This window comes from Providencia heimbachae ATCC 35613, assembly GCF_001655055.1.
Classification (GTDB): Bacteria; Pseudomonadota; Gammaproteobacteria; order Enterobacterales; family Enterobacteriaceae; genus Providencia; species Providencia heimbachae.
Genome location: NZ_LXEW01000026.1, coordinates 47,966 through 67,567, shown reverse-complemented (window position 1 = coordinate 67,567; position 19,602 = coordinate 47,966). Strand labels below are relative to the sequence as shown.

At 41.6% G+C, this 19,602-nt stretch carries 21 protein-coding genes and 1 pseudogene; 8 read left to right on the top strand and 14 right to left on the bottom strand.

Going from position 1 to position 19,602, the window contains the following annotated elements; genetic code table 11:
* Positions 1-67: 67 nt before the first annotated feature.
* Together M998_RS08865 and ubiU are read right to left on the bottom strand one after the other, a co-directional pair.
* Positions 68-943 (bottom strand): U32 family peptidase, encoded by an 876-nt coding sequence (locus tag M998_RS08865; protein ID WP_068908521.1) that lies wholly within the window; start codon positions 941-943, stop codon positions 68-70.
* A gap of 14 nt (positions 944-957) precedes the next feature.
* Positions 958-1,953 (bottom strand): ubiquinone anaerobic biosynthesis protein UbiU, encoded by a 996-nt coding sequence (gene ubiU, locus M998_RS08860; protein ID WP_068908519.1) that lies wholly within the window; start codon positions 1,951-1,953, stop codon positions 958-960.
* A gap of 479 nt (positions 1,954-2,432) precedes the next feature.
* On the opposite strand from ubiU, the gene ubiT reads away from it, so the two are divergent.
* Positions 2,433-2,957: a ubiquinone anaerobic biosynthesis accessory factor UbiT gene (gene ubiT, locus M998_RS08855; RefSeq protein WP_068908517.1), complete on the top strand. Its 525-nt coding sequence runs from the start codon at positions 2,433-2,435 to the stop codon at positions 2,955-2,957.
* A pseudogene (locus M998_RS08850) lies at positions 2,951-3,450 on the top strand (GNAT family N-acetyltransferase). The gene ubiT and the pseudogene M998_RS08850 overlap by 7 nt, the downstream one beginning before the upstream one ends.
* Here M998_RS08850 and M998_RS08845 read toward each other — a convergent pair.
* A complete protein-coding gene (locus M998_RS08845) occupies positions 3,432-3,731 on the bottom strand; it encodes a GIY-YIG nuclease family protein (protein ID WP_068908516.1) in 300 nt (99 codons plus the stop codon). The pseudogene M998_RS08850 and the gene M998_RS08845 sit on opposite strands and share 19 nt — an antisense overlap.
* A 299-nt stretch (positions 3,732-4,030) precedes the next feature.
* On the opposite strand from M998_RS08845, the gene M998_RS08840 reads away from it, so the two are divergent.
* Together M998_RS08840 and M998_RS08835 are read left to right on the top strand one after the other, a co-directional pair.
* Positions 4,031-4,282, top strand: coding sequence for a YdgH/BhsA/McbA family protein (locus M998_RS08840; protein WP_068439950.1), 252 nt, complete (start codon positions 4,031-4,033; stop codon positions 4,280-4,282).
* A 293-nt stretch (positions 4,283-4,575) separates the two neighbouring features.
* The gene (locus M998_RS08835; RefSeq protein WP_068439952.1) at positions 4,576-5,013 is read left to right on the top strand and encodes a YhbP family protein; all 438 of its coding nucleotides are present in this window, start codon (positions 4,576-4,578) and stop codon (positions 5,011-5,013) included.
* Here the strand turns inward: M998_RS08835 and nrdG are convergent.
* The 5 genes from nrdG to pyrB form a co-directional block, all read right to left on the bottom strand.
* On the bottom strand, positions 5,010-5,474 hold the full coding sequence (nrdG, locus tag M998_RS08830) for an anaerobic ribonucleoside-triphosphate reductase-activating protein (protein WP_068439954.1): 465 nt from the start codon (positions 5,472-5,474) through the stop codon (positions 5,010-5,012). The two genes, M998_RS08835 and nrdG, sit on opposite strands and share 4 nt — an antisense overlap.
* Before the next feature lie 3 nt (positions 5,475-5,477).
* Positions 5,478-7,616: an anaerobic ribonucleoside-triphosphate reductase gene (gene nrdD / locus M998_RS08825; RefSeq protein WP_111750976.1), complete on the bottom strand. Its 2,139-nt coding sequence runs from the start codon at positions 7,614-7,616 to the stop codon at positions 5,478-5,480.
* 322 nt (positions 7,617-7,938) lie between these two features.
* Complete coding sequence (gene ridA, locus M998_RS08820; protein WP_068439958.1) at positions 7,939-8,325, bottom strand: 2-iminobutanoate/2-iminopropanoate deaminase; 387 nt, start codon at positions 8,323-8,325, stop codon at positions 7,939-7,941.
* Positions 8,326-8,468: 143 nt separating this feature from the next.
* Positions 8,469-8,933: an aspartate carbamoyltransferase regulatory subunit gene (pyrI, locus tag M998_RS08815; protein WP_068439960.1), complete on the bottom strand. Its 465-nt coding sequence runs from the start codon at positions 8,931-8,933 to the stop codon at positions 8,469-8,471.
* Positions 8,934-8,946: 13 nt separating this feature from the next.
* Entirely contained in the window at positions 8,947-9,882 is a 936-nt protein-coding gene (gene pyrB, locus M998_RS08810; RefSeq protein WP_068439962.1) for an aspartate carbamoyltransferase, read from the bottom strand.
* Positions 9,883-10,335: 453 nt separating this feature from the next.
* Between pyrB and M998_RS08800 the strand changes: the two genes are divergently transcribed.
* Entirely contained in the window at positions 10,336-10,692 is a 357-nt protein-coding gene (locus tag M998_RS08800) for a hypothetical protein (RefSeq protein ID WP_111751013.1), read from the top strand.
* A 120-nt stretch (positions 10,693-10,812) separates the two neighbouring features.
* On the opposite strand, the gene phnV is transcribed toward M998_RS08800, so the two are convergent.
* The 5 genes from phnV to phnR all read right to left on the bottom strand — a co-directional run bounded on the left by phnV (position 10,813) and on the right by phnR (position 15,453).
* A complete protein-coding gene (gene phnV / locus M998_RS08795) occupies positions 10,813-11,610 on the bottom strand; it encodes a 2-aminoethylphosphonate ABC transport system, membrane component PhnV (protein WP_068908511.1) in 798 nt (265 codons plus the stop codon).
* Positions 11,611-11,612: 2 nt separating this feature from the next.
* Positions 11,613-12,473 carry a 2-aminoethylphosphonate ABC transporter permease subunit gene (gene phnU, locus M998_RS08790; RefSeq protein WP_068908509.1) on the bottom strand — a complete coding sequence of 287 codons (861 nt, stop codon included), beginning with the start codon at positions 12,471-12,473 and terminating at the stop codon, positions 11,613-11,615.
* A 1-nt stretch (position 12,474) separates the two neighbouring features.
* Positions 12,475-13,584 (bottom strand): 2-aminoethylphosphonate ABC transport system ATP-binding subunit PhnT, encoded by a 1,110-nt coding sequence (gene phnT, locus M998_RS08785; RefSeq protein ID WP_068439969.1) that lies wholly within the window; start codon positions 13,582-13,584, stop codon positions 12,475-12,477.
* A 6-nt stretch (positions 13,585-13,590) separates the two neighbouring features.
* On the bottom strand, positions 13,591-14,604 hold the full coding sequence (locus M998_RS08780) for a 2-aminoethylphosphonate ABC transporter substrate-binding protein (RefSeq protein ID WP_068908507.1): 1,014 nt from the start codon (positions 14,602-14,604) through the stop codon (positions 13,591-13,593).
* A 129-nt stretch (positions 14,605-14,733) separates the two neighbouring features.
* On the bottom strand, positions 14,734-15,453 hold the full coding sequence (gene phnR / locus M998_RS08775) for a phosphonate utilization transcriptional regulator PhnR (RefSeq protein ID WP_068908506.1): 720 nt from the start codon (positions 15,451-15,453) through the stop codon (positions 14,734-14,736).
* Positions 15,454-15,591: 138 nt separating this feature from the next.
* Between phnR and phnW the strand changes: the two genes are divergently transcribed.
* Together phnW and phnX are read left to right on the top strand one after the other, a co-directional pair.
* Positions 15,592-16,698, top strand: a complete 1,107-nt coding sequence (gene phnW, locus M998_RS08770) for a 2-aminoethylphosphonate--pyruvate transaminase (RefSeq protein ID WP_068908504.1) — start codon at positions 15,592-15,594, stop codon at positions 16,696-16,698.
* A gap of 29 nt (positions 16,699-16,727) precedes the next feature.
* Positions 16,728-17,537 carry a phosphonoacetaldehyde hydrolase gene (phnX, locus tag M998_RS08765; protein ID WP_068439976.1) on the top strand — a complete coding sequence of 270 codons (810 nt, stop codon included), beginning with the start codon at positions 16,728-16,730 and terminating at the stop codon, positions 17,535-17,537.
* 56 nt (positions 17,538-17,593) lie between these two features.
* Here the strand turns inward: phnX and argF are convergent, their stop codons facing one another.
* Positions 17,594-18,619, bottom strand: coding sequence for an ornithine carbamoyltransferase (gene argF / locus M998_RS08760; RefSeq protein WP_068439977.1), 1,026 nt, complete (start codon positions 18,617-18,619; stop codon positions 17,594-17,596).
* Between the two features lie 163 nt (positions 18,620-18,782).
* Between argF and rraB the strand changes: the two genes are divergently transcribed.
* Entirely contained in the window at positions 18,783-19,202 is a 420-nt protein-coding gene (rraB, locus tag M998_RS08755; RefSeq protein ID WP_068439979.1) for a ribonuclease E inhibitor RraB, read from the top strand.
* Positions 19,203-19,602 lie beyond the last annotated feature (400 nt).

Here is a 19,602-nt window from a genome sequence, read left to right as displayed (position 1 = left end):
AACAATCCTACAACTTGAAGTATGGCTTTCTATAAAGGCTAGATATATTATCCAGCCTTTCTCTATTCTAAGGTGCCATATTGAGACCCGGGATTTGTCGCCAATAGCCATTACAGCTTTTATCGGCGATAACCAGTGGTGCCAGTCCTGTTTCGTTGGCTTTAAATTGGGCGATGATATCCAGTGATGCTTCACTTTCAGGGGAAATACGCACGATATCAACCAAGTCTTTCATCGATTCCAATTCATTTCCAAGGTTGTAGCAGTAACCGCTTAAGGTCTGTATCCCGTTTAGGGTAAAGACTTGTTGCTGTTCTTGAGATAAAACTTCGCGGCCTTGCGGGTAGTTTATACAGCAGGTTTCACATTCATCTTTTTGTTTATTCTCCGCACGGGCCGTGAAGCAGCGAGCAGAATAGGCTAGGGGTAAATGCCCGTAACTCATCACCTCGACTTCAAATTTACCGCGGATCCCCAATTCATCACATTGATTGAGTAGATTGGCTAGCCAATCACGAGAAAGCTCAACAGGCATACACCAGCGGGTCATTCCTTCGCGCAGTAAAATTTTCAACGTCTGTGCGTTATAGCAGTTCAGACCATGACCGGCGACAAAAGGTAGCTTTTTCTCTGCTAGCATATTTATTACACCGAAATCATGGGCTTCAACGAGGAATTCGCCATTATCGACTAACTTACTGATTTCTTTTAATTCGGAGGGCGCTTGTAATAAAGCCAGTGAGCTGAGTACTATCTGCTTTCCACTTTTTGCTAGTTGACGCGCCAGTTCTATCCAATCATTGGGCTTCATCTCACGACGCTTACTACAGACAGTTTCACCAATATAAATAATATCGGCTTCACTTTGCATGGCGAGTTGGTAGAAATCGCTTAATGTTTGTTTTGGCCAGTAATAGAGAACTGACCCTAAAGCATACTGCATGATGTTCTCCTCGATTACTGCCACTTACGGTGATAAGCGCCTAATGTGGTTTGACTTCCTTCTGAAAGATTACCGAGTACTTTCATCCATTTAGGGTCAGCAACAAATTGCTCAGGATTGGATTTATAGCGATCAATCGCTTGGCGCCATATGCGGGTGACTTCGGTAACATAAGCAGGGCTACGCTGTCTGCCTTCAATTTTGACAGAAGCAATGTTGGCTGCCATTAAATCAGGAAGTAGCTCAATAGTATTCAGGCTCGTTGGTTCCTCTAATACGTGATATTTCTGACCATCAACGAGATAACGCCCTTTACAGAGGGTTGGATAACCGGCATTTTCATTTTTTTCATAGCGATCAATCAATACGTCATTGAGCCGTGATTCCATGCCATTTTCAGTTTGTTGCCATCGAACAAATTTCGCTGGTGAACAAGCGCCTACCGTATTGGGTGATTCCCCGGTGAGGTAAGAGGAGAGGTAGCAACGTCCTTCAGCCATAATACATAGGCTGCCAAAGGCAAAAACTTCGAGTGGAACTGGGCTATTTTTAGCCAGTTGTTTCACTTGATGAATGGATAAAACGCGAGGAAGAACAATACGATGTACTTGGAAATTACGTTGATAAAAGCGGATAGCTTCCGTATTGGTTGCCGAAGCTTGTACGGATATATGCCTTTCAATGTGTGGATATTTATTCGCGGCGTATTCTAGCATCGCAATATCCGCTAGGATCAAGGCGTCAGCGCCAAGATCGGCAGCAAGATCAACCGAGTTTTGCCAGCGTTGGTAGCCATCGGGATGAGCAAACGTATTGATCGCAATATGCAATTTTCGTTTTCTGCTATGGATATATCGTTCTGCTTCATGCAGTTTTTTTTCAGTAAAATTGAGCCCTGCGAAATGGCGAGCGTTGGTATCATTTTTCAGCCCAATATAGACGGCATCGGCACCATTATCCACAGCAGCTTTCAAAGCAGGTAGATTACCTGCCGGACAGAGTAATTCCATTGTACCTATCCCTGTATAAAATTTAACAGCACACATACTAGTCAAAGAAACTGTTATGCATTTTGATTTAGAGCAGAGAAATTGTTAATGGATATCCGTATTCGTTATCAAACTGACAGATTAAAAATAAAGATTGGTGATATGCGCAAAAATTGATGTAGGATCTAACCTATTGTGTGATTTTTTGGCAAGATACTCTTCATACTTTAAGCTGCATAGCTGTTGCCTGCGCTCAGCGACCCGAAGCACATACTTATGTATGCTCATCGGGATAGCTTTACTTGTCGCCTATACGCAGCTTAAATTATTTTGAGTAGATACTTTTCATACTTCAAGCTGCATGGTTGTTACATGTATATGATATGCGACTTTAATTATTTTGAGTGTACAATATCTTATCCTAAATAATTCGAGCTGCTACTCCAACCAAGTAGTTACGCGAAAATGGACAACAGTCAATTGATACGGGAGTCAGTACTGTGTTAAGTAAAATTCGTTCTCAACTGATAACTAAAGGTCCTTCGTTACTGAAGCTACCCTTAAAAGTGACCCCATTCGCCGTACAGCGTCAGGTACTTGAACAGCTATTAAGTTGGCAGTTTCGTGAGTCGGTAAAAGAAGGTGAACTCGATTTTCTTGAAGGTAAATGGCTAAAAGTCGAAGTAAATGACTTAGGCCTAGTGTGGTTTATTAGCCTGCAAGAGGGTAATTTAACGGTTAAAAAACAGGCTGAGGCAGATGTCAGCGTTTGTGGTAATGCCAATGACCTCATTTTAATTGCTGCCCGTAAAGAAGACCCTGATACCTTATTTTTTCAGCGTAGATTAGTTATTGAGGGTGATACTGAATTAGGTTTGTATGTAAAAAACTTAATGGATGCCTTCGAGCTTGAAAATATGCCGTCACCATTGCGTTTCACACTATTGCAACTGGCCGATATTATCAAAACAGTGCAAGACGATGAGGGCGCAGAGCATAAATCACCTGTGTTAACATCATGTTGATCCGAGTGGAAATCCCTGTAGATGCGATGGGGATCGACACACTGTTACGCGATACTTTCCCGACAGAAGCGGAAGCTGATCTCGTTCAGCGTTTACGGGAAGATGGTTTGCTCACCCTTGGTGTAGTTGCGACTAACGATGATGGTGAAGTGATTGGTTATGTGGGGTTCACCCCTGTTGATGTAAATGGCGAAGATGTGCAGTGGGTTGGCCTAGCGCCGCTTGCAGTCAGTAAAGCATACCAAGAGGTATTGGCGAAAAATTGGTTTATGAAGGCTTAGATAGCTTAAATGAGTTTGGTTATGGTGCTGTCGTGGTATTGGGCGATGCACATTATTACAATCGTTTTGGTTTTGAGCCCGCATCAAATCATGGCGTTCATTGCCAATGGCCTGACTTACAAGCTCACTTTATGCTTTGTGGGTTAGAAAATGGTGAAATAGGGGAACACAAAGGCAGTGTGACTTATTCCGCTCATTTTGACAGTGTATAGCGCTGCAAATAATCAATAAGATTATTAGGCTGGTCAATGACCAGCCTTTCTTTTTTGCTTTTACTTAATTGTTTAACTTGATACTCCAACTGTGACGCTGCCGAACGAGAGCCTATTACACATTGAAAGGCTAATGTGAGTGGTGCTTTGCCTTTCAATGCTTTAGCCCCTTTTCCTTCTTTATGCTGTGTAAAACGACGCTGCACATCGGTGGTGATCCCACAATACAATGCGTTATTTTTCTCTCTGACTAGATATAAATACCAGTTATTTTGTGTCATAGCGTTATATTAATGGGCTGATTTTATCATTCTGTGCTGATATATAAGGAAAAATATCAGGGTTTAAGTCGAATATACTCTTGATAGTAAATGTTTATAACATACTAAATTATAAATAAAAAAGGGTATTAAGCTGTCATAAATTTGTAACCTCAATATAGGTTATCATTCAAATAAATTGAATAACTATAGCAAAATAAGCTAATTTTCATTCCGGATTAAAGCGCATAATATGATCCATATCACAGGGAGAGAGTAAAAAACCCTGTTAAAAATCAAATTCACAAAAGGAACATATCATGAAAAAATCAACATTATTTGCTGCTGCTTTAGCTTTAGGTGCTGTTTCATTTGGTTCAATGGCGGCTGAAGAAGTTCAACATTCTAGCCAACCTGCAACTGGCTATGTTTCTGTAACGGGTGCAGTCAGTGTAAATGACTTAACCGCACAATTAGCCAAAAAAGCTGATGAAGCTGGTGCAACTTCGTTCCGTGTCATCTCTGCTGGTGGCGAAAATGAAATGAATGGTGTTGCCGCAATTTATAAATAATTTACTCGTCATACTTCGAGCCGCAGCGTTGTTGGTCGCGTTCGTAAACCCTAGTAACGTAGTTATCTACGCTCCCAGGGATTTACTCACTTACCGCCTAGCTGCAACTCGAATTATTTAGAGTAAAAGCTTAAGCTGATATTTAGAATAAAAGCTTAGGCTAATTTTTAGAGCAAAAGCTCGAATGATTTAGCGTATAGTAGTGAGAATTTAGTGCCAACGTTCAGAACAGCTTAAACACGCTCAGGTATTTTTATGAGCGTGTTCTGAACGGTTTAACATTGGAACTCACGATGACCTCAGAACAGACCCTACAACATATCCAGCGTTACTTTTCACGCCAACACGTCTTTTCCTTATTCACATCCCACGACAATGATATCTGGCCTGCCAGTTGTTATTATGCATTTGATGCGCAGGCAATGAGCCTGACTTTCATGACAGACCCAAATTCCAAACATGGTCAATTGATGCAAGCTAATCCGCAGGTTGCAGGAACCATATCGGCACAAACCAAAGATGTCAGTAAAATCCAAGGGGTGCAGTTTATTGGGAATATTAGAGTATTGGAAGGTGAAGCAGAACAATCCGCTCGAGACTTTTATTGCCAGCGATTTCCGATTGCATTGACAGCGAAACTGCCTGTTTGGCAGCTTCACTTGCAGAAAGTCAAAATGGTCGATAATAAATTAGGCTTTGGTACTAAGTTGCATTGGGAACGTAAGGCTTAACGAAGTTTGTGGATCACTTGATTACTGCTACCGCGCCACACTAGGCTTGGGTTATACAAATCTTGCTCGAATTTCCCATCAATTAAGGTATTGACCAGCCGAGCCACTTTTTGCTGTTCTAGGCTTAGCTCATTCAATTTATAGCCGGTCCACAACCAGATATCCTTATCGGGGCAAACCGCTTTGACTCGCTTCACTAATCTAAGTATGGCGGGTAAATTCGCCGGATGAAGAGGGTCTCCGCCGGAGAGGGAAAGCCCTTGCCGACGGATGCGAGTGTCTTGCAAATCTTCAATGATCCGATCTTCCATTTCTTGAGTAAATGGAATACCTGAATCGACACGCCATGTACTTTGGTTATAGCAACCACGGCACTGGTGTACGCAACCTGAAACAAACAGCGTGCAGCGAGTACCGGGGCCATTGACCACATCAACGGGATAATACTGGTGATAATTCATCGGTTAACCTAACTGACCATTACCTAAATGTTTAATTCGGCGCTTAACTTCTTCTTGTTTTCCCGCATTAAATGGCCTTGCATCAGGGCTACCTAAATAGCCGCAAACTCTGCGGATCACGGAGACTCGATTAGTATCGTGGTTACCGCAAGCCGGGCAGGTAAAGCCTTTACTGGTACAAGAAAATTCACCTGAGAAGCCGCATTCATAACACTCATCTATTGGTGTGTTAGTACCATAGTAAGGGACGTGCTCATAGCTATAATCCCACACATCTTCTAGCGCTTTAACGTTGTGCTGTAGATTTGGATACTCGCCATAACAAATAAAACCGCCGTTGGCGAGTGGTGGGTAAGGTGCTTCAAAATCAATTTTATCGTAAGGATTAACTTGTTTTTCAACATCTAAGTGGAAGCTGTTAGTGTAATAACCCTTATCTGTAACGCCGGGGATCACGCCAAATTCGGCAGTATCAATACGGCAAAAACGGTCACAAAGGTTTTCACTAGGGGTACTATATAAGCTAAAGCCATAACCGGTTTTGGCTTTCCACTCGTCGGTCGCTTGGCGTAAGCGATTGATGATGGCGACGGCTTTTTCCCTTAGCTGTTCACTGTCATAAACATGGGTTTGGTTGCCAAACAACGCATTGATGGTTTCATGTAAACCAATGTATCCTAACGAAATGGATGCTCGACCATGTTTAAATATTTCAGCAACGTTATCGTCTGCTTTTAACCTTACACCACATGCACCTTCCATATATAAAATTGGCGCAACACGTGCTTTGACGTTTTCGAGTCGAGCAATACGGGTCATCAGTGCTTTTTTAGCGATGACAAGACGCTCATCAAGTAATGCCCAAAATGCATCTTCATTTCCCTGCGCTTCAATGGCAATACGGGGCAGGTTGAGGCTAATAACGCCGATATTATTGCGTCCATCATGAATGAGTTTGCCATCTTCTTCATAAGTCCCTAAGAAACTGCGGCAACCCATTGGTGTTTTAAATGAACCTGTTACTTCAACGACTTTGTCATAATTGAGGATATCGGGATACATGCGTTTACTGGCACATTCCAGAGCAAGTTGTTTGATATCATAATTAGGATCTCCGAGCTGGTGGTTTAAGCCTTTTTTAATGGCAAATACCAGTTTTGGGAAAACCGCTGTTTTACGATTTTTACCTAATCCCGCAATGCGATTCTTGAGGATAGATTGCTGGATAAGGCGGGCTTCTTTTGATGTACCAAGGCCAAAGCCAAAGGTAACAAATGGGGTTTGACCATTTGCGGTGTGCAGTGTATTGACTTCATATTCTAAAGATTGAAATGCATCATAACATTCTTTTTCGGTGCGGCTTTGTGCATATCCTTCAGCATCTGCAATATTCCACTCTTTAGCGACTTTTAAGTGTTTTTCGTAACTTGTCGTGACATAAGGCGCTAAAATTTCATCGATACGGTTGATGGTCGTTCCGCCATAAATATGGCTAGCAACCTGTGCAATAATTTGTGCCGTTACCGCTGTTGCGGTTGAAATTGATTTTGGGTGCTCAATTTCCGCATTGCCCATTTTAAAACCGTTAGTTAGCATGCCTTCAAGGTCTATCAGCATACAGTTAAACATCGGGAAAAATGGCGCATAGTCGAGGTCATGATAGTGAATTTCACCTTTTTCATGAGCTTGTACCACATCGCGAGGTAAAATATGCTGTTTGGCATAGTGTTTAGCTACAATGCCCGCAAGCAAGTCGCGTTGAGTTGGGATCACTTTACTGTCTTTGTTGGCATTTTCATTGAGCAGAGAAACATTGCTTTGCTCAATAAGCCCACGAATGTCATGAGTGAGCTGGCTGCGTTTTTCACGTTCACTGTCTCTATCATGGCGATATTCTATATAGGCACGTGCTAAATCTTTATACGGACCGGCCATTAGCTGGTTTTCTACCGCATCTTGGATCTCACGAATATCCACTTTGTCACGGCTGCAAAGTTGCTCTGCCACAGCAGAAGCAACCTGAAGACAGTAATCGTCATCCTTAACATTCACGGCAGCTGCAGCACGCTTGACCGCTTCTTGGATTCTCGGAAGGTCAAAATTGACCTGACAACCATCTCTTTTAATAACAACCGTTCCCACAATCATACTCCTTGATTAGTTATCCACAGACGTAAACATGCCATATGCTTGTTATCGCTTTCGTGTTGGCTAAGTCTGTGGATAAAATGTGAATAAACACTACATATTGTGTCCTGTGTGGTAATTAAAGCACAATATATAGGTTATTGCTTTTTTATAGATAGTGATTGTTTGATCCAAAACAAGGAAAAAAATAATTTGTATGAATATCAAAAGCGCAGAAATAAAAATAAAAAGAGAGGGAATAAATAAAAAATACTGCCCTCAAATCGATATAGTCGAGGGCAGCTCAAATCATCGAATTGCTTTGCCAAGTACGTAATTATTTACGTACTGCAATCGCTTCGATTTCGATTTTGACATCTTTTGGCAGGCGAGCTACTTCAACACATGAACGTGCTGGGAATGGTGCATTGTGTTGTTTGAAGAATTCTTCGTAGGTTGCATTAACCGTTGCAAAATCATTCAAATCTTTCACAAATACGGTCGTTTTTACGATGTCCGCAGCGCTTAAACCGGCTTTTTCTAGGATCGCTTTGACGTTAGCCAGTGATTGACGAGTTTGTGCCGCAATATCTTCAGGTACTTCACCTGTTTTTGGATCAACAGGGATTTGGCCTGAAGTGATAACCATACTGCCTAAATCGACACCTTGAACATAAGGGCCAATTGCTGCTGGTGCGTTGTCTGTATTGATTTCGTATGACATAACTACTCCGATTCATCACATAAAGAAAATAATTCAATGAGTTATTGGATACTATACTCCAAATATATCAATTTGCTTGTCGGTGCAAAGAGAATGCAATATCCAAGCAATTTGAAGTATGACGAGTATATACACAAAATAAGCTACTGATTATTGATCACGGCGTCTCTATCGAATTCTTTTTCACAGAACCGGCAAGTAAGTGCGACCTCTTTCTCAATTTTCTTCACGCGGAAGCTACTTGATACGGGTTCATTGTGGCTAATACAGTTGCTGTTCGGACAAATAAGCACATTATCAATGTGTTCTGGCAATGTGAGCTCAAGTTTTTCGACTACTTGGTAATCTTCAATACGATTAACTGTGGCTTCTGGCGCATACATGGCTAACTGATTAGCCTGCTCAGGCGTTAAAAAAGTATTTTCAATTTTGATAATGTCTTTTTTGCCTAAGTTGCTTGAGGGTAAGTTTAGCCCAATGGTAATACGCTCATCCGTCTTGGTAAGTTTAAACAGTTTTAGCAATTTAAAACCAATTTGAGCAGGAATATGGTCGATGACAGTACCGTGGCTGATAGCTTCAACTTGTAATTTATGATCATGTGTCATGGTTATTTTCTCCTCAGATTGCTAATTCTTTATTTAACACCAGAGACAACAAGGCTTGTCGCGCATAAATACCATTCCCTGCTTGTTGGAAATAGTAAGCGTATGGCGTGTTATCGACATCAACAGTGATTTCATCGATGCGTGGTAGCGGGTGCAATACTTTTAAATTCGGTTTTGCTGTATGTAAGTCTTCGGCGCGTAAAATAAACTGTGCTTTGACGTTTGCGTACTCGGAAGGGTCTAAACGTTCTTTTTGAACGCGAGTCATATACAGAATATCTATTTCAGGCATCACTTCATCGATATTACTATGCAGGCTATAAGTCGCCCCTTTTTCTTCAAGCATATGCAAAATATGGCTTGGCATCGACAACACTTCGGGGGCGATAAAATAGAAGTGATTACCTTTAAATTTAGAGAGTGCTTGTGTTAACGAGTGCACGGTTCTGCCATATTTCAGGTCGCCGACCATTGCTACTTGCAAGTTTTCAAGGCGGCCTTGCGTTTCTTGAATCGTAAACAGGTCGAGTAATGTTTGGGTTGGATGTTGGTTTGAGCCGTCTCCTGCATTGATGACTGGAATTTGCCCTGCAAATTGGCTGGCCAGACGAGCAGCACCTTCTTGAGGATGACGCATGACTATCGCATCAACATATTGGCTGATAACCGAAATCGTATCGGCAAGAGTTTCACCTTTCTTACCTAATGATGTATTGGTGCTATCAGAGAAGCCGACCACCGAAGCCCCTAAGCGGTGAATGGCTGTTTCAAACGATAAACGTGTTCGGGTAGACGCTTCAAAAAAACAACTGGCCACAACCTTATGTTTTAAAAATTCAGGCTGTGGCTGTTTTTTTAAAGAGGCGGCCACTTTGAGCACGAGCTCAAGGTCTGCGCGATCAAGGTCATTAATAGAAATTATGTCGCGGTGGTATAAAGGATTCGGCATCGTTGTTCTCCTGAGTCAGCTTGACATGTTCGAGGATAGGCCAAAAAAAAGCCCCTCAATGAGGGGCTTTTCTTCAAATACGGAGGGGAAAAATAAGCTGTCCAGGCCGCCAGAAGGCAGTGCAGTGGAGGTCTTCTCTGTAAAAAATAGAGTCGCAGCGTTCATAATTTCTCCTGACAAATTGTGGCGAATTATACGCATCTCATCTCATGACGCAAGCGTTTGCTAAAATAAAAATAAATTTTTTATTTACGAGCAGGAACGTATACAAAAATACAAAAAATAAAGAAGAGAAAAAACAGAAAGATATTTATTGCTATAACGAATTTTTGTCTATTTATATAAAAAGGTAAATATAACTTAAATGATTTGATTTCGAATAGGCTATGAAAATTTACTCTGCTCTTGCTTATAGGTAAGATATTTTATCCTTTTAATGAACCTATGATTATTATGAAACACTTATTTTCCTTTTTATTTATTTTACTTCTTTCTGGCTGTACATCGGTTTGGGTTCCCGTTTCGGGCGGCTCTCAATATACGCAATCTGAAGCAAGAGCAACGTGTAAACCCGAAGCTATGCACCTATATCCTGTTAAAAATGAGGTTGCTCAACGTTCAGTGATGTCTTCTGTCGAAAAAAAATGTAAGAAAGACGATGATTGTGGGAAAGAGACAACCTACAAAGAACAAACCCCCGTGACTGAAAGTTATGTTTTAGATGTTAATGAAAACACCAGAAATAATTATTATTTAGAATGTATGGAAACTAAAGGTTGGCTCAAAAAAGATAAATATATGTGGGAATGATTAATATCGCTGTAATTTTTATTTAAAGAAGGGATAAAACCAAACAGGGAGTGAAGAAATCGCATTCCTGTTTGGTTTAATTTTTCAGTATGATGCCAATGTAATGTAATAACGCCCTTTTTATTTTTGTCCCAACCTTTTGGCAATCCTCTCTAGTTTTATCATCAACAGTAACGTTATCGCAACTAACACGATAGTTAACGCCGAGCCATCTGCGATATTGCCCCTATCGGTTAAACTAAAAATAGAGACAGGGAGTGTTGTCCAACCAGGAGGATAAAGCATGATAGTGGCACCTAATTCTCCCAGAGAAAGAGAGAGGCTGAGTGCTAATGCTGAAATCATCCAGGGCATTAATAATGGCAGTGTTACATGACATAAGCGATACCAAGGTGAAGCACCTAAACTAAAAGCGACATTTTCGATATCAGGTGAAATTCGCGTTAATCCGGTGGAGACATTGCTAAACGTGAATGCAGAAATCAATACGAAGTGGGCTGAAAATATAATCCAAAATGTGCCATTCATTTGTAAGTAACCTTGGCTAAAAGCCACGAGAATACCAAGTCCAATGGAAACTGACGGAATAGCACTTGGTAAATAAAATACAATACTCAAGTATTTTTGTAATTTAAGGTTATGTCCCCGTAATGCCAATGCAGCCCATAAACCACAGACCAAAGCAAATAAACTCGCACTAAAACCGATAACTAAACTGGATACTATGGCATTCCAAGCCGAGCCACTAAAGGCGTTTACAAAATGAGAAAAGGTAAAACCTGTCGGTAAAATACCGTTCCACTGCTTATTGAAGCTAGACAGTAGGATCATACTCAGTGGCAATAAAAATAATATTGAGAATAAGGCCACGGCAATTAAACTTGCAATAACGCGTCCTTTTTTAGACCAAACAAGCATCGTTATTTCCTTGTGCTGAGGCGTATTGCTGCCATTCGATATAAGAAAAATAAGCCGAGTGAGAGAAGAATATTTATCAGCGCTATCATACAAGCAACGGCGTAATCAGATTCAAGAATGGCTTTGCTATAGACCATCATGGGTAAAGTATTGACGCCTTTGGCACCAATAAATAAGACAATGCCAAATTCATTGGTAGTCAGTAGTAAGCACAGACTGCCTCCTGCTAATAAAGCAGGCAAAGCCGCTGGGAAAATAACCTGACTTATGACCCGAGCAGGATGAGCACCTAAAATACTCGCGGCTTCTAGTTGGCTCTTATCAATTTGACGTAATGCAGCCATTAAAGGACGCATAATAAGGGGTGTAAAAACAGTAATTTCAGCCAAAATTACCCCATTGATTGAATATAAAAAATCAATCGGAGGTAATTCAAAATTAAAAAATGTCATTAATGAGCCATTAAGCAAACCCGCTGAGCCATAAATAAAAGTGAATGCAAGGGCGACCAAAAAAGTTGGTAATGCAATAAATGTATCAATGACTTGAGTAACCAAACGGCTACCAGTAAATGGTATAAATACCAGTATGACGGCTAAAATACTGCCGAGTACTAAACAGCCAAGCGTGGCGAAAAAAGCAATCTGTAATGTATTCAATAACCCATTGATAAATCTTTTCGACTCAATGACTTGCCAAAATACTTCCAGCCCCCAATGACCCGATTTAGTCTGTATCGCTTGTTCTGCGATCAGTAATAGCGGATAGAAAAATAAGATGGCTAATATAATCAAAGGGGGGAGTAGCCAATAGCGCGATTTTGAATTAGCGGATAGGCGTTTAGGCACGCTGATATGGGACATATCATTCCTCAATCAAAATAGTATTTGTCGGTGAGAACCAAAGTGTCAGCTTATCGCCTATTTGTGGTGCTGGGGACAGATGTGTCACGGCAATGGTGACTATTTCACCGGCTACCTCACAGTTAAGGTGAGTGAGATCGCCTTGCCAACGAATGGTGCGTAGAGTCGCTTGTAATTGATTAGTTGTGTCATTTCTTGGGGTGAGGCTAATGTGTTGTGGACGGATACATACGAGCTTATGGGTTCCTTCTCGCATTCCGCGGGTCTGCGCTTTAATTAATGTTCCTCCACAGCTCACATTAATTTGGCTCGGCGTTGATGAAAAATCTAAAGCGGTAGCCGCTAAAATATTTGCTCGCCCCAAAAATTCGGCGGAAAAACGATTCGGAGGATAATGATAAAGAGTCTCTTTTTCACCATGAGCCACCAAATAGCCTTCTTTCATAATGCCAATTTTATCGCCCAATGCGAGGGCTTCAGTTTGATCATGTGTGACATAAAGAATGGTTAATTCAGGTAACTCACGATGCAAACGTGCAATTTCCTCGACCATGTTATGGCGAATTTGTGCATCTAATGCCGAGAGCGGTTCATCAAGTAATAATACTCTCGGTCGCACTGCGATGGCACGAGCAATTGCAACGCGCTGTTGTTGCCCGCCAGAGAGTTGATGAGGATAACGTGTCGCATAGTCTGTCATTCCAACAATCTTTAAGGCCTCAACCACGCGATCAGTGATTAATGCTTTTGGCTGTTTTTGGGCGCGCAAGCCGAAAGCAACGTTATCTTCCACTTTCATATGAGGAAATAGCGCATAGTTTTGGACAACCATTCCTAACCCTCGTTGGTAGGGAGGCAGGTGAGTAATATCCGTATCACCGATTAAAATTCGTCCACTATCCGGTTGCGCAAAGCCGGCGATAGCACGTAAAACAGTCGTTTTTCCAGAGCCTGACGGGCCGATAAGCACGAGTATCTCGCCAGGTTCAATCGTTAGAGATAAAGGCTTTAATACCACATTATTATGATAAGAAACACGTAACGATTCTAATGTGATCCCTGAATGCCCGATAATTTGTGGGGAGGTATTTAACTTTCGTTTCATCAACATAGAAGGTTACTCACTCTCAGTTACTTGATGCCAGCGTGAAATATCATCAGTCAAAGATTGTTCCACTTGATCCCAATCAGGCTGCCAAGTTGTTATCCCTTTCATAGTGCTAATCGCGGTGTGATATTGCGCATCACTCGGCGTAATATCCGTGCGTACAGGTAAACCCCATGACAGCTCGCTGACACGGTTTTGTGATTGTTTACTCAGTAGAAAATTAATTAATTTTTTACCGTTTTCTGTTTCAGGACCTTGATTAACGAGGCCAACGACATAAGGGAGGACAAGCGCGCTGCGCTGGCCTTTATCATCCGCAGGCCAGAAAATCTTGATATTTGGATTGCGTGCCATTTGCGACAAATTCATCTGCAAATCACCATTTGCTACGTATATCTCGCCTTTATTGACTAATGCCGTCAATTTACCCGTCGAGGCGGATGGGCCTACGTTATTGGTTTGAAGTTTGCCAAGGTAGTCGAATCCTGCTTCTTTGCTCGCAAAGCTATGGAAAGCTTGTAGCATGACGGCGGTGCCATCACCGGCTTGCCCCGGCGTAGAATATTGCAATTTATTTTTAAAGCGAGGGTCAAGTAGGTCAGCCCAGCTTGTTGGTGGAGTTTTAAGTAACTTGTCATTATAAATAAACGTGAGGTAATTGTTGACCAGCGGGGTGTAGTAAGGCGTGGAGTTTGGGATACTGGCAGTGCCGTCAGGGGTAAATTGAGCCAGCAATTGTGTTTTTGCTGCGCGCTGAATAAAGGGAGAAACAGAAATCAGCACATCGGCTTGCGGGTTAGTACGCTCTTTGGCAAGACGTTCAACAATCGCGCCAGAGCCACTTTCGATATACTGTACTTTGATGCCGGTTTGTTTTGTGAAAGCCTCGAATTGGTTTTTATACCAACTATTATTACCATCGTGCAGACCATCAGCGGAGTAGACGGTGACGATATCACCGGCGAAAACAGAGGTAGAACAGAGCGTTATCGTCAGTAAGCAGGTAAGGCGAAAAGGTTTCATCATAATCTCCAATTAGCGTTAAATGTAATCTGGTATATACCAGCCTCTTTACGCTAACGGGCTTATATGACAAAAAGATGAAATATAATAATTAATTTAAAAATTATCGAGTTTAGATTAGTCATTCGACTAAAGCGTATCCACCTCAATCCTCAAGCTATCATGACGCCAGTATTCGACATCATAATCTAAAATTCGTCCATGTTGATCATAGTTTAACCTTTGCAATAACAGGGCTGGACGTCCAACGGCAACACCAAGAGCACTGGCTGCTTGCGGCGGCATGGCAGTAGGGTAGAAAGATAAATGCATGCTGGTATATATCAACCCAAAATGAGCTTCATACACTTCCGTTAAGCTACCATTGAGATTGTGACGCAGTAGTTCAGGAACACGAGCAGGTAAACAATGGTTTTCACAGAAACAAACAGGGCGATCATCGACAAAACGCAAGCGGGTAAGTAAGTAGATTTGTTCGAAAGGTTGTAATTGTAGTGGTGTCATTGCATCAAGGGGAACCGTGATAACGCACCCATTCAGTAAGGTCGTTTTAGGCTGGCGGCCTTGTTCAATACACAGCTTATGGAAATTGGTATTTTGCGTTGGATCTAGCCATAAACGGTCAGGTGTAACAAACCAACCACGCCTTTCCGAGCGGTAAATAGCCCCACTGGATTCTAATTGCGCCAAGCTCTCGCGAATAGTGACTCTTGTGGTATTAAAAATAGTGCATAACTCACGTTCTGACGGCAGCTTATCACCACTTTTCAGCGCACCATTATCAATTCTTGCCTGCAATTGTTCTTTGATAAGCAAGTATTGAGGCATTTCATCTGCTGATAATTTCATAGATTCTCACAATTTATTTTTCTTGCCTATTATACATAGTTATATGAATTTTTTGTTGCACGACCACTTTTCCTTTGACCTTTTGGCTATGCTTCTATCATTATAATGTCAATCTGGTATAGACCAAAGGTGAATTTAATGACAGTCAGTAATTATTTACTATTAACCCCTGGCCCCCTCACGACGTCGAAAACGGTTAAGGAGGCAATGCTGTTTGATAGTTGCACTTGGGATGATGATTATAATCTTGATGTTGTGCAGCGTATTCGTCAGCAGTTAGTCATGCTTGCGACAGCGCAATCGGGGTATTCATCGGTGTTATTGCAAGGTAGTGGTAGCTTTGCGGTAGAGGCTGTTCTTGGCAGCGCTATTGGTGTTCAAGATAAGGTATTGATTGTTAGTAACGGCGCTTATGGTGCCAGAATAATAGAGATGGCGCAGCGTATGGGGATTTCACATACGGTATGTGAATGTGATGAAGTGACATTACCCGATATCGCAAAAATTGAGCAGATATTACAGCAAGATAGCCAAATTACGCATATTGCGATGGTACATTGTGAAACAACAACGGGGATCCTCAACCCGATTGAGAAAATAGCCGTGCTTGCCCAGCGTTATCAAAAACACTATATCGTCGATGCAATGAGTAGCTTTGGTGGTATCCCGATAGATATCGCGTTGCTTAATATCGATTTTTTGATTAGCTCAGCAAATAAATGCTTACAAGGGGTTCCGGGGTTTGCTTTCGTGATAGCACGTACTGAAGTGCTCGAGAAATGTGAAGGGCGTTCACGTTCCTTGTCTCTCGATCTTTACGATCAATGGCGCTGTATGGAAGACTTTCACGGGAAATGGCGATTTACCTCACCGACTCATACGGTGCTAGCATTTGCTCAAGCACTGAAAGAATTAGAGGATGAAGGGGGAATTGCTGCACGTTATCTGCGCTATCAGCAAAATCAACAAAAATTAGTCGCTGGAATGCGATCATTAGGTTTTCGTACATTATTAGACGATAGCGACCATTCTCCGATTATTACTGCATTTTTATCACCAACCTCAGCAAATTATCAGTTTAAAACCTTCTATCAACGCTTAAAAGAACAAGGTTTTGTTATCTATCCGGGGAAAGTATCTCAAAGTGATTGCTTTCGTATTGGCAATATTGGGGAAGTCTATAGCAATGATATTGATAAGTTGTTGGTTGCCATCGAAAAAGCGATGGACTGGAAAATTGACTGAAGCGATTTATTGAAAATAAAGGAATAAAGATGAATAAGGTTCAAGCGGTTATTCTTGATTGGGCTGGTACTACCGTAGATTTCGGTTCATTTGCACCAACCCAAATTTTTATCGAAGCATTTCATCGAGCATTTGATATTGATATTACCTTGGCACAGGCTCGGATCCCGATGGGATTAGGTAAATGGCAACATATCGAAGCGCTCGGGAAGTTGCCTGAAATTAATGCTTGTTGGCAACATAAATTTGGCCGCTCAATGAACAGCGAGGATATCGATACTATTTACGCCACGTTTATGCCATTACAAATTGCTAAAGTCGTTGATTTTTCTGCTCCAATCGAGGGTGTCATTAATACCGTTACCAAGCTTCGTTCACAAGGTATTAAAATTGGCTCTTGTTCTGGCTACCCAAGAGCGGTGATGGAAAAGCTAGTTCCTGCTGCGGCACGATTAGGTTACATCCCGGATTATTGGGTGGCCAGTGATGATATTCCTGCGGGAGGGCGACCGGGGCCTTGGATGGCGCTACAAAACGTTATTGCGCTTGCAATAGATTCAGTGTCACATTGCATCAAGGTAGATGATGCGGTGCCAGGAATAGCTGAGGGGCTCAATGCAGGGATGTGGAGTGTTGGACTTGCGCTGTCAGGTAATGAGTTTGGTAAAACATGGGATGAATATCAGGCAATGTCCAGTGAGGCGGTAGCTGAGCTTCGCCAACAAGCCGCGGACAAGCTATTTGCCGCAGGTGCCCATTATGTTATTGATACGCTTGCTGATTTACCGCAGCTCATTGATGAGATTAATCGGCGATTAGCTAACGGTGAGCGCCCGTAGAGACAATATTACCAAGTAGAAACCAAATAATATTAAGGTTCTACTTGGTTTTTATTTTAAAAAACATTTACCGGTAGTTCAGGGGTTAATGTCGCGACCATAACGGCTTTAATTGTATGTAGCCGGTTTTCAGCTTGATCAAACACAATACTGTATGGCGATTCAAACACTTCTTCGGTGACTTCTAAGCCACCAAACATATTGAATTCTGTTGCCAGTTGCGCGCCCAGCGTGGTGTCTTCATTATGAAAAGCGGGCAGGCAATGTAAAAATTTCACATCAGGATTGCCAGTAAGTTTAATTACATCCATGTTGACTTGGTAAGGCTTTAATAAGTTAATACGTTGTGCCCAAACCTCTTTCGGCTCACCCATGGAAACCCACACATCAGTATAAATAAAGTCTGCATCTTTAACACCTTGTGCCACATCTTCCGTTAGAGTAATTTTAGCCCCTGTTTCTTTCGCTATTTTTTGGCATGCTTCGACCAATTCCTCTTCTGGCCAGCAGCTTTTTGGTGCAACTAAACGTAAGTCTAAGCCTGTTAACGCAGCGGCTTCTAGCATTGAGTTTCCCATATTATTACGGGCATCTCCTAAATAGGCGAATTTTATCTCTGATAATGGCTTGTTTGGCTGATGTTCTTGAATGGTAAGCAGGTCGGCTAATAACTGTGTGGGATGGAATTCGTTAGTTAATCCATTCCAAACAGGCACTCCCGAGTGCGCAGCTAAGGTATCCACAGTGCTTTGGGCAAATCCCCGATATTGAATACCATCATACATCCGCCCAAGCACTCTGGCGGTATCTTTCATGGTCTCTTTATGCCCGATTTGGCTACCAGAAGGTCCGAGATAAGTCACTCTTGCACCTTGATCAAAAGCACCAACCTCAAAAGCACACCGGGTACGGGTGGAGTCTTTCTCAAAAATGAGTGCAAAATTCTTTCCTGCTAGCAGAGGTTGTTCAGTCCCTGATTTTTTTTCTGATTTTAGCCAGGCTGATAGTTTTAAGAGTGAATGAATTTCGCTAGAAGTGAAATCAAGTAATCTTAAAAAATGCTTATGGTATAAGGGATTCATACAGTGATACCTTTTATTATTGAATTAATATTCAATTTATATCCATAAAAATTCAAAATCAACCCCAAATGAAAAAGAAATAATTGCATCAGGTATGGTTTCACTGCCGACCCTATGGGAGAATGGCGAGGAGACTAGCGATTACGGAACAAGGGGTGTAGACATGGTAGACCAAGCTGAACTTGAGGCACAGAGCGAAGAGACTCGCCTAATTATTGAAGAATTACTTGAAGATGGTAGCGATCCTGATGCGCTGTATGCCATCGAGCACCATTTTTCTGCCGATAACTTCGCGTTATTAGAAAAAGCGGCTGTTGAAGCGTTCAAGCTCGGTTATGAAGTGACCGATGCAGAAGAACTCGAAGTTGAAACAGGCGAAACTTTGATGTGTTGTGATGTGATCAGTGAAAGCGCATTAAATGCAGAGCTGATAGATGCACAAGTCGATCAATTAATGAAGCTGGCTGAAAAAATGGGTGTCAACTATGACGGTTGGGGAACTTATTTTGAAGATCCAGATGCAGAGTATGATGATGAAGAGGGTGAAGACGGCGACATTGAGCCTGAAGATCGCGTTCACTAACGATTAATATCATCATTGCTTTATAAGAGAAGGATAGCGATACGCTATCCTTTTTTTGTTCTATAAATGGATAGCTAGGATTAATAACAAAAAAGAAAAGCTAAAAATAATTCGATAGTGGTAAGGTAATTTAACAAAAGAGGTGTGTATTGAGTGAATGTCATGTTTGGCATAAAGGCAACGGCTATAAACGATAAAAGCCCCGACAATTTGTGATGTCAGGGCTTTTAAGGTACTGCATTTTTTACATTTAACATTAATAACTACTAACGTAATACTACTTTGATACTTCTGTAAAAATGTACACGCTTGTTGCAATATGGTTCAACTAAATTACTAACTTTTCCATATAAACTTCGTTATACAAACCGCCATCATTAAGATGGACGAAACAAGTACA

What these genes read in the sequence shown, in the direction of transcription:
- M998_RS08865 (WP_068908521.1), bottom strand. Translation starts at nt 943, where the DNA reads ATGCAGTATGCTTTAGGGTCAGTTCTCTATTACTGGCCAAAACAAACA.
- ubiU (WP_068908519.1), bottom strand. Translation starts at nt 1,953, where the DNA reads ATGGAATTACTCTGTCCGGCAGGTAATCTACCTGCTTTGAAAGCTGCT.
- M998_RS08845 (WP_068908516.1), bottom strand. Translation starts at nt 3,731, where the DNA reads ATGACACAAAATAACTGGTATTTATATCTAGTCAGAGAGAAAAATAAC.
- M998_RS08840 (WP_068439950.1), top strand. Translation starts at nt 4,031, where the DNA reads ATGAAAAAATCAACATTATTTGCTGCTGCTTTAGCTTTAGGTGCTGTT.
- M998_RS08835 (WP_068439952.1), top strand. Translation starts at nt 4,576, where the DNA reads ATGACCTCAGAACAGACCCTACAACATATCCAGCGTTACTTTTCACGC.
- nrdG (WP_068439954.1), bottom strand. Translation starts at nt 5,474, where the DNA reads ATGAATTATCACCAGTATTATCCCGTTGATGTGGTCAATGGCCCCGGT.
- ridA (WP_068439958.1), bottom strand. Translation starts at nt 8,325, where the DNA reads ATGTCATACGAAATCAATACAGACAACGCACCAGCAGCAATTGGCCCT.
- pyrI (WP_068439960.1), bottom strand. Translation starts at nt 8,933, where the DNA reads ATGACACATGATCATAAATTACAAGTTGAAGCTATCAGCCACGGTACT.
- pyrB (WP_068439962.1), bottom strand. Translation starts at nt 9,882, where the DNA reads ATGCCGAATCCTTTATACCACCGCGACATAATTTCTATTAATGACCTT.
- M998_RS08800 (WP_111751013.1), top strand. Translation starts at nt 10,336, where the DNA reads ATGAAACACTTATTTTCCTTTTTATTTATTTTACTTCTTTCTGGCTGT.
- phnV (WP_068908511.1), bottom strand. Translation starts at nt 11,610, where the DNA reads ATGCTTGTTTGGTCTAAAAAAGGACGCGTTATTGCAAGTTTAATTGCC.
- phnU (WP_068908509.1), bottom strand. Translation starts at nt 12,473, where the DNA reads ATGTCCCATATCAGCGTGCCTAAACGCCTATCCGCTAATTCAAAATCG.
- phnT (WP_068439969.1), bottom strand. Translation starts at nt 13,584, where the DNA reads ATGTTGATGAAACGAAAGTTAAATACCTCCCCACAAATTATCGGGCAT.
- M998_RS08780 (WP_068908507.1), bottom strand. Translation starts at nt 14,604, where the DNA reads ATGAAACCTTTTCGCCTTACCTGCTTACTGACGATAACGCTCTGTTCT.
- phnR (WP_068908506.1), bottom strand. Translation starts at nt 15,453, where the DNA reads ATGAAATTATCAGCAGATGAAATGCCTCAATACTTGCTTATCAAAGAA.
- phnW (WP_068908504.1), top strand. Translation starts at nt 15,592, where the DNA reads ATGACAGTCAGTAATTATTTACTATTAACCCCTGGCCCCCTCACGACG.
- phnX (WP_068439976.1), top strand. Translation starts at nt 16,728, where the DNA reads ATGAATAAGGTTCAAGCGGTTATTCTTGATTGGGCTGGTACTACCGTA.
- argF (WP_068439977.1), bottom strand. Translation starts at nt 18,619, where the DNA reads ATGAATCCCTTATACCATAAGCATTTTTTAAGATTACTTGATTTCACT.
- rraB (WP_068439979.1), top strand. Translation starts at nt 18,783, where the DNA reads ATGGTAGACCAAGCTGAACTTGAGGCACAGAGCGAAGAGACTCGCCTA.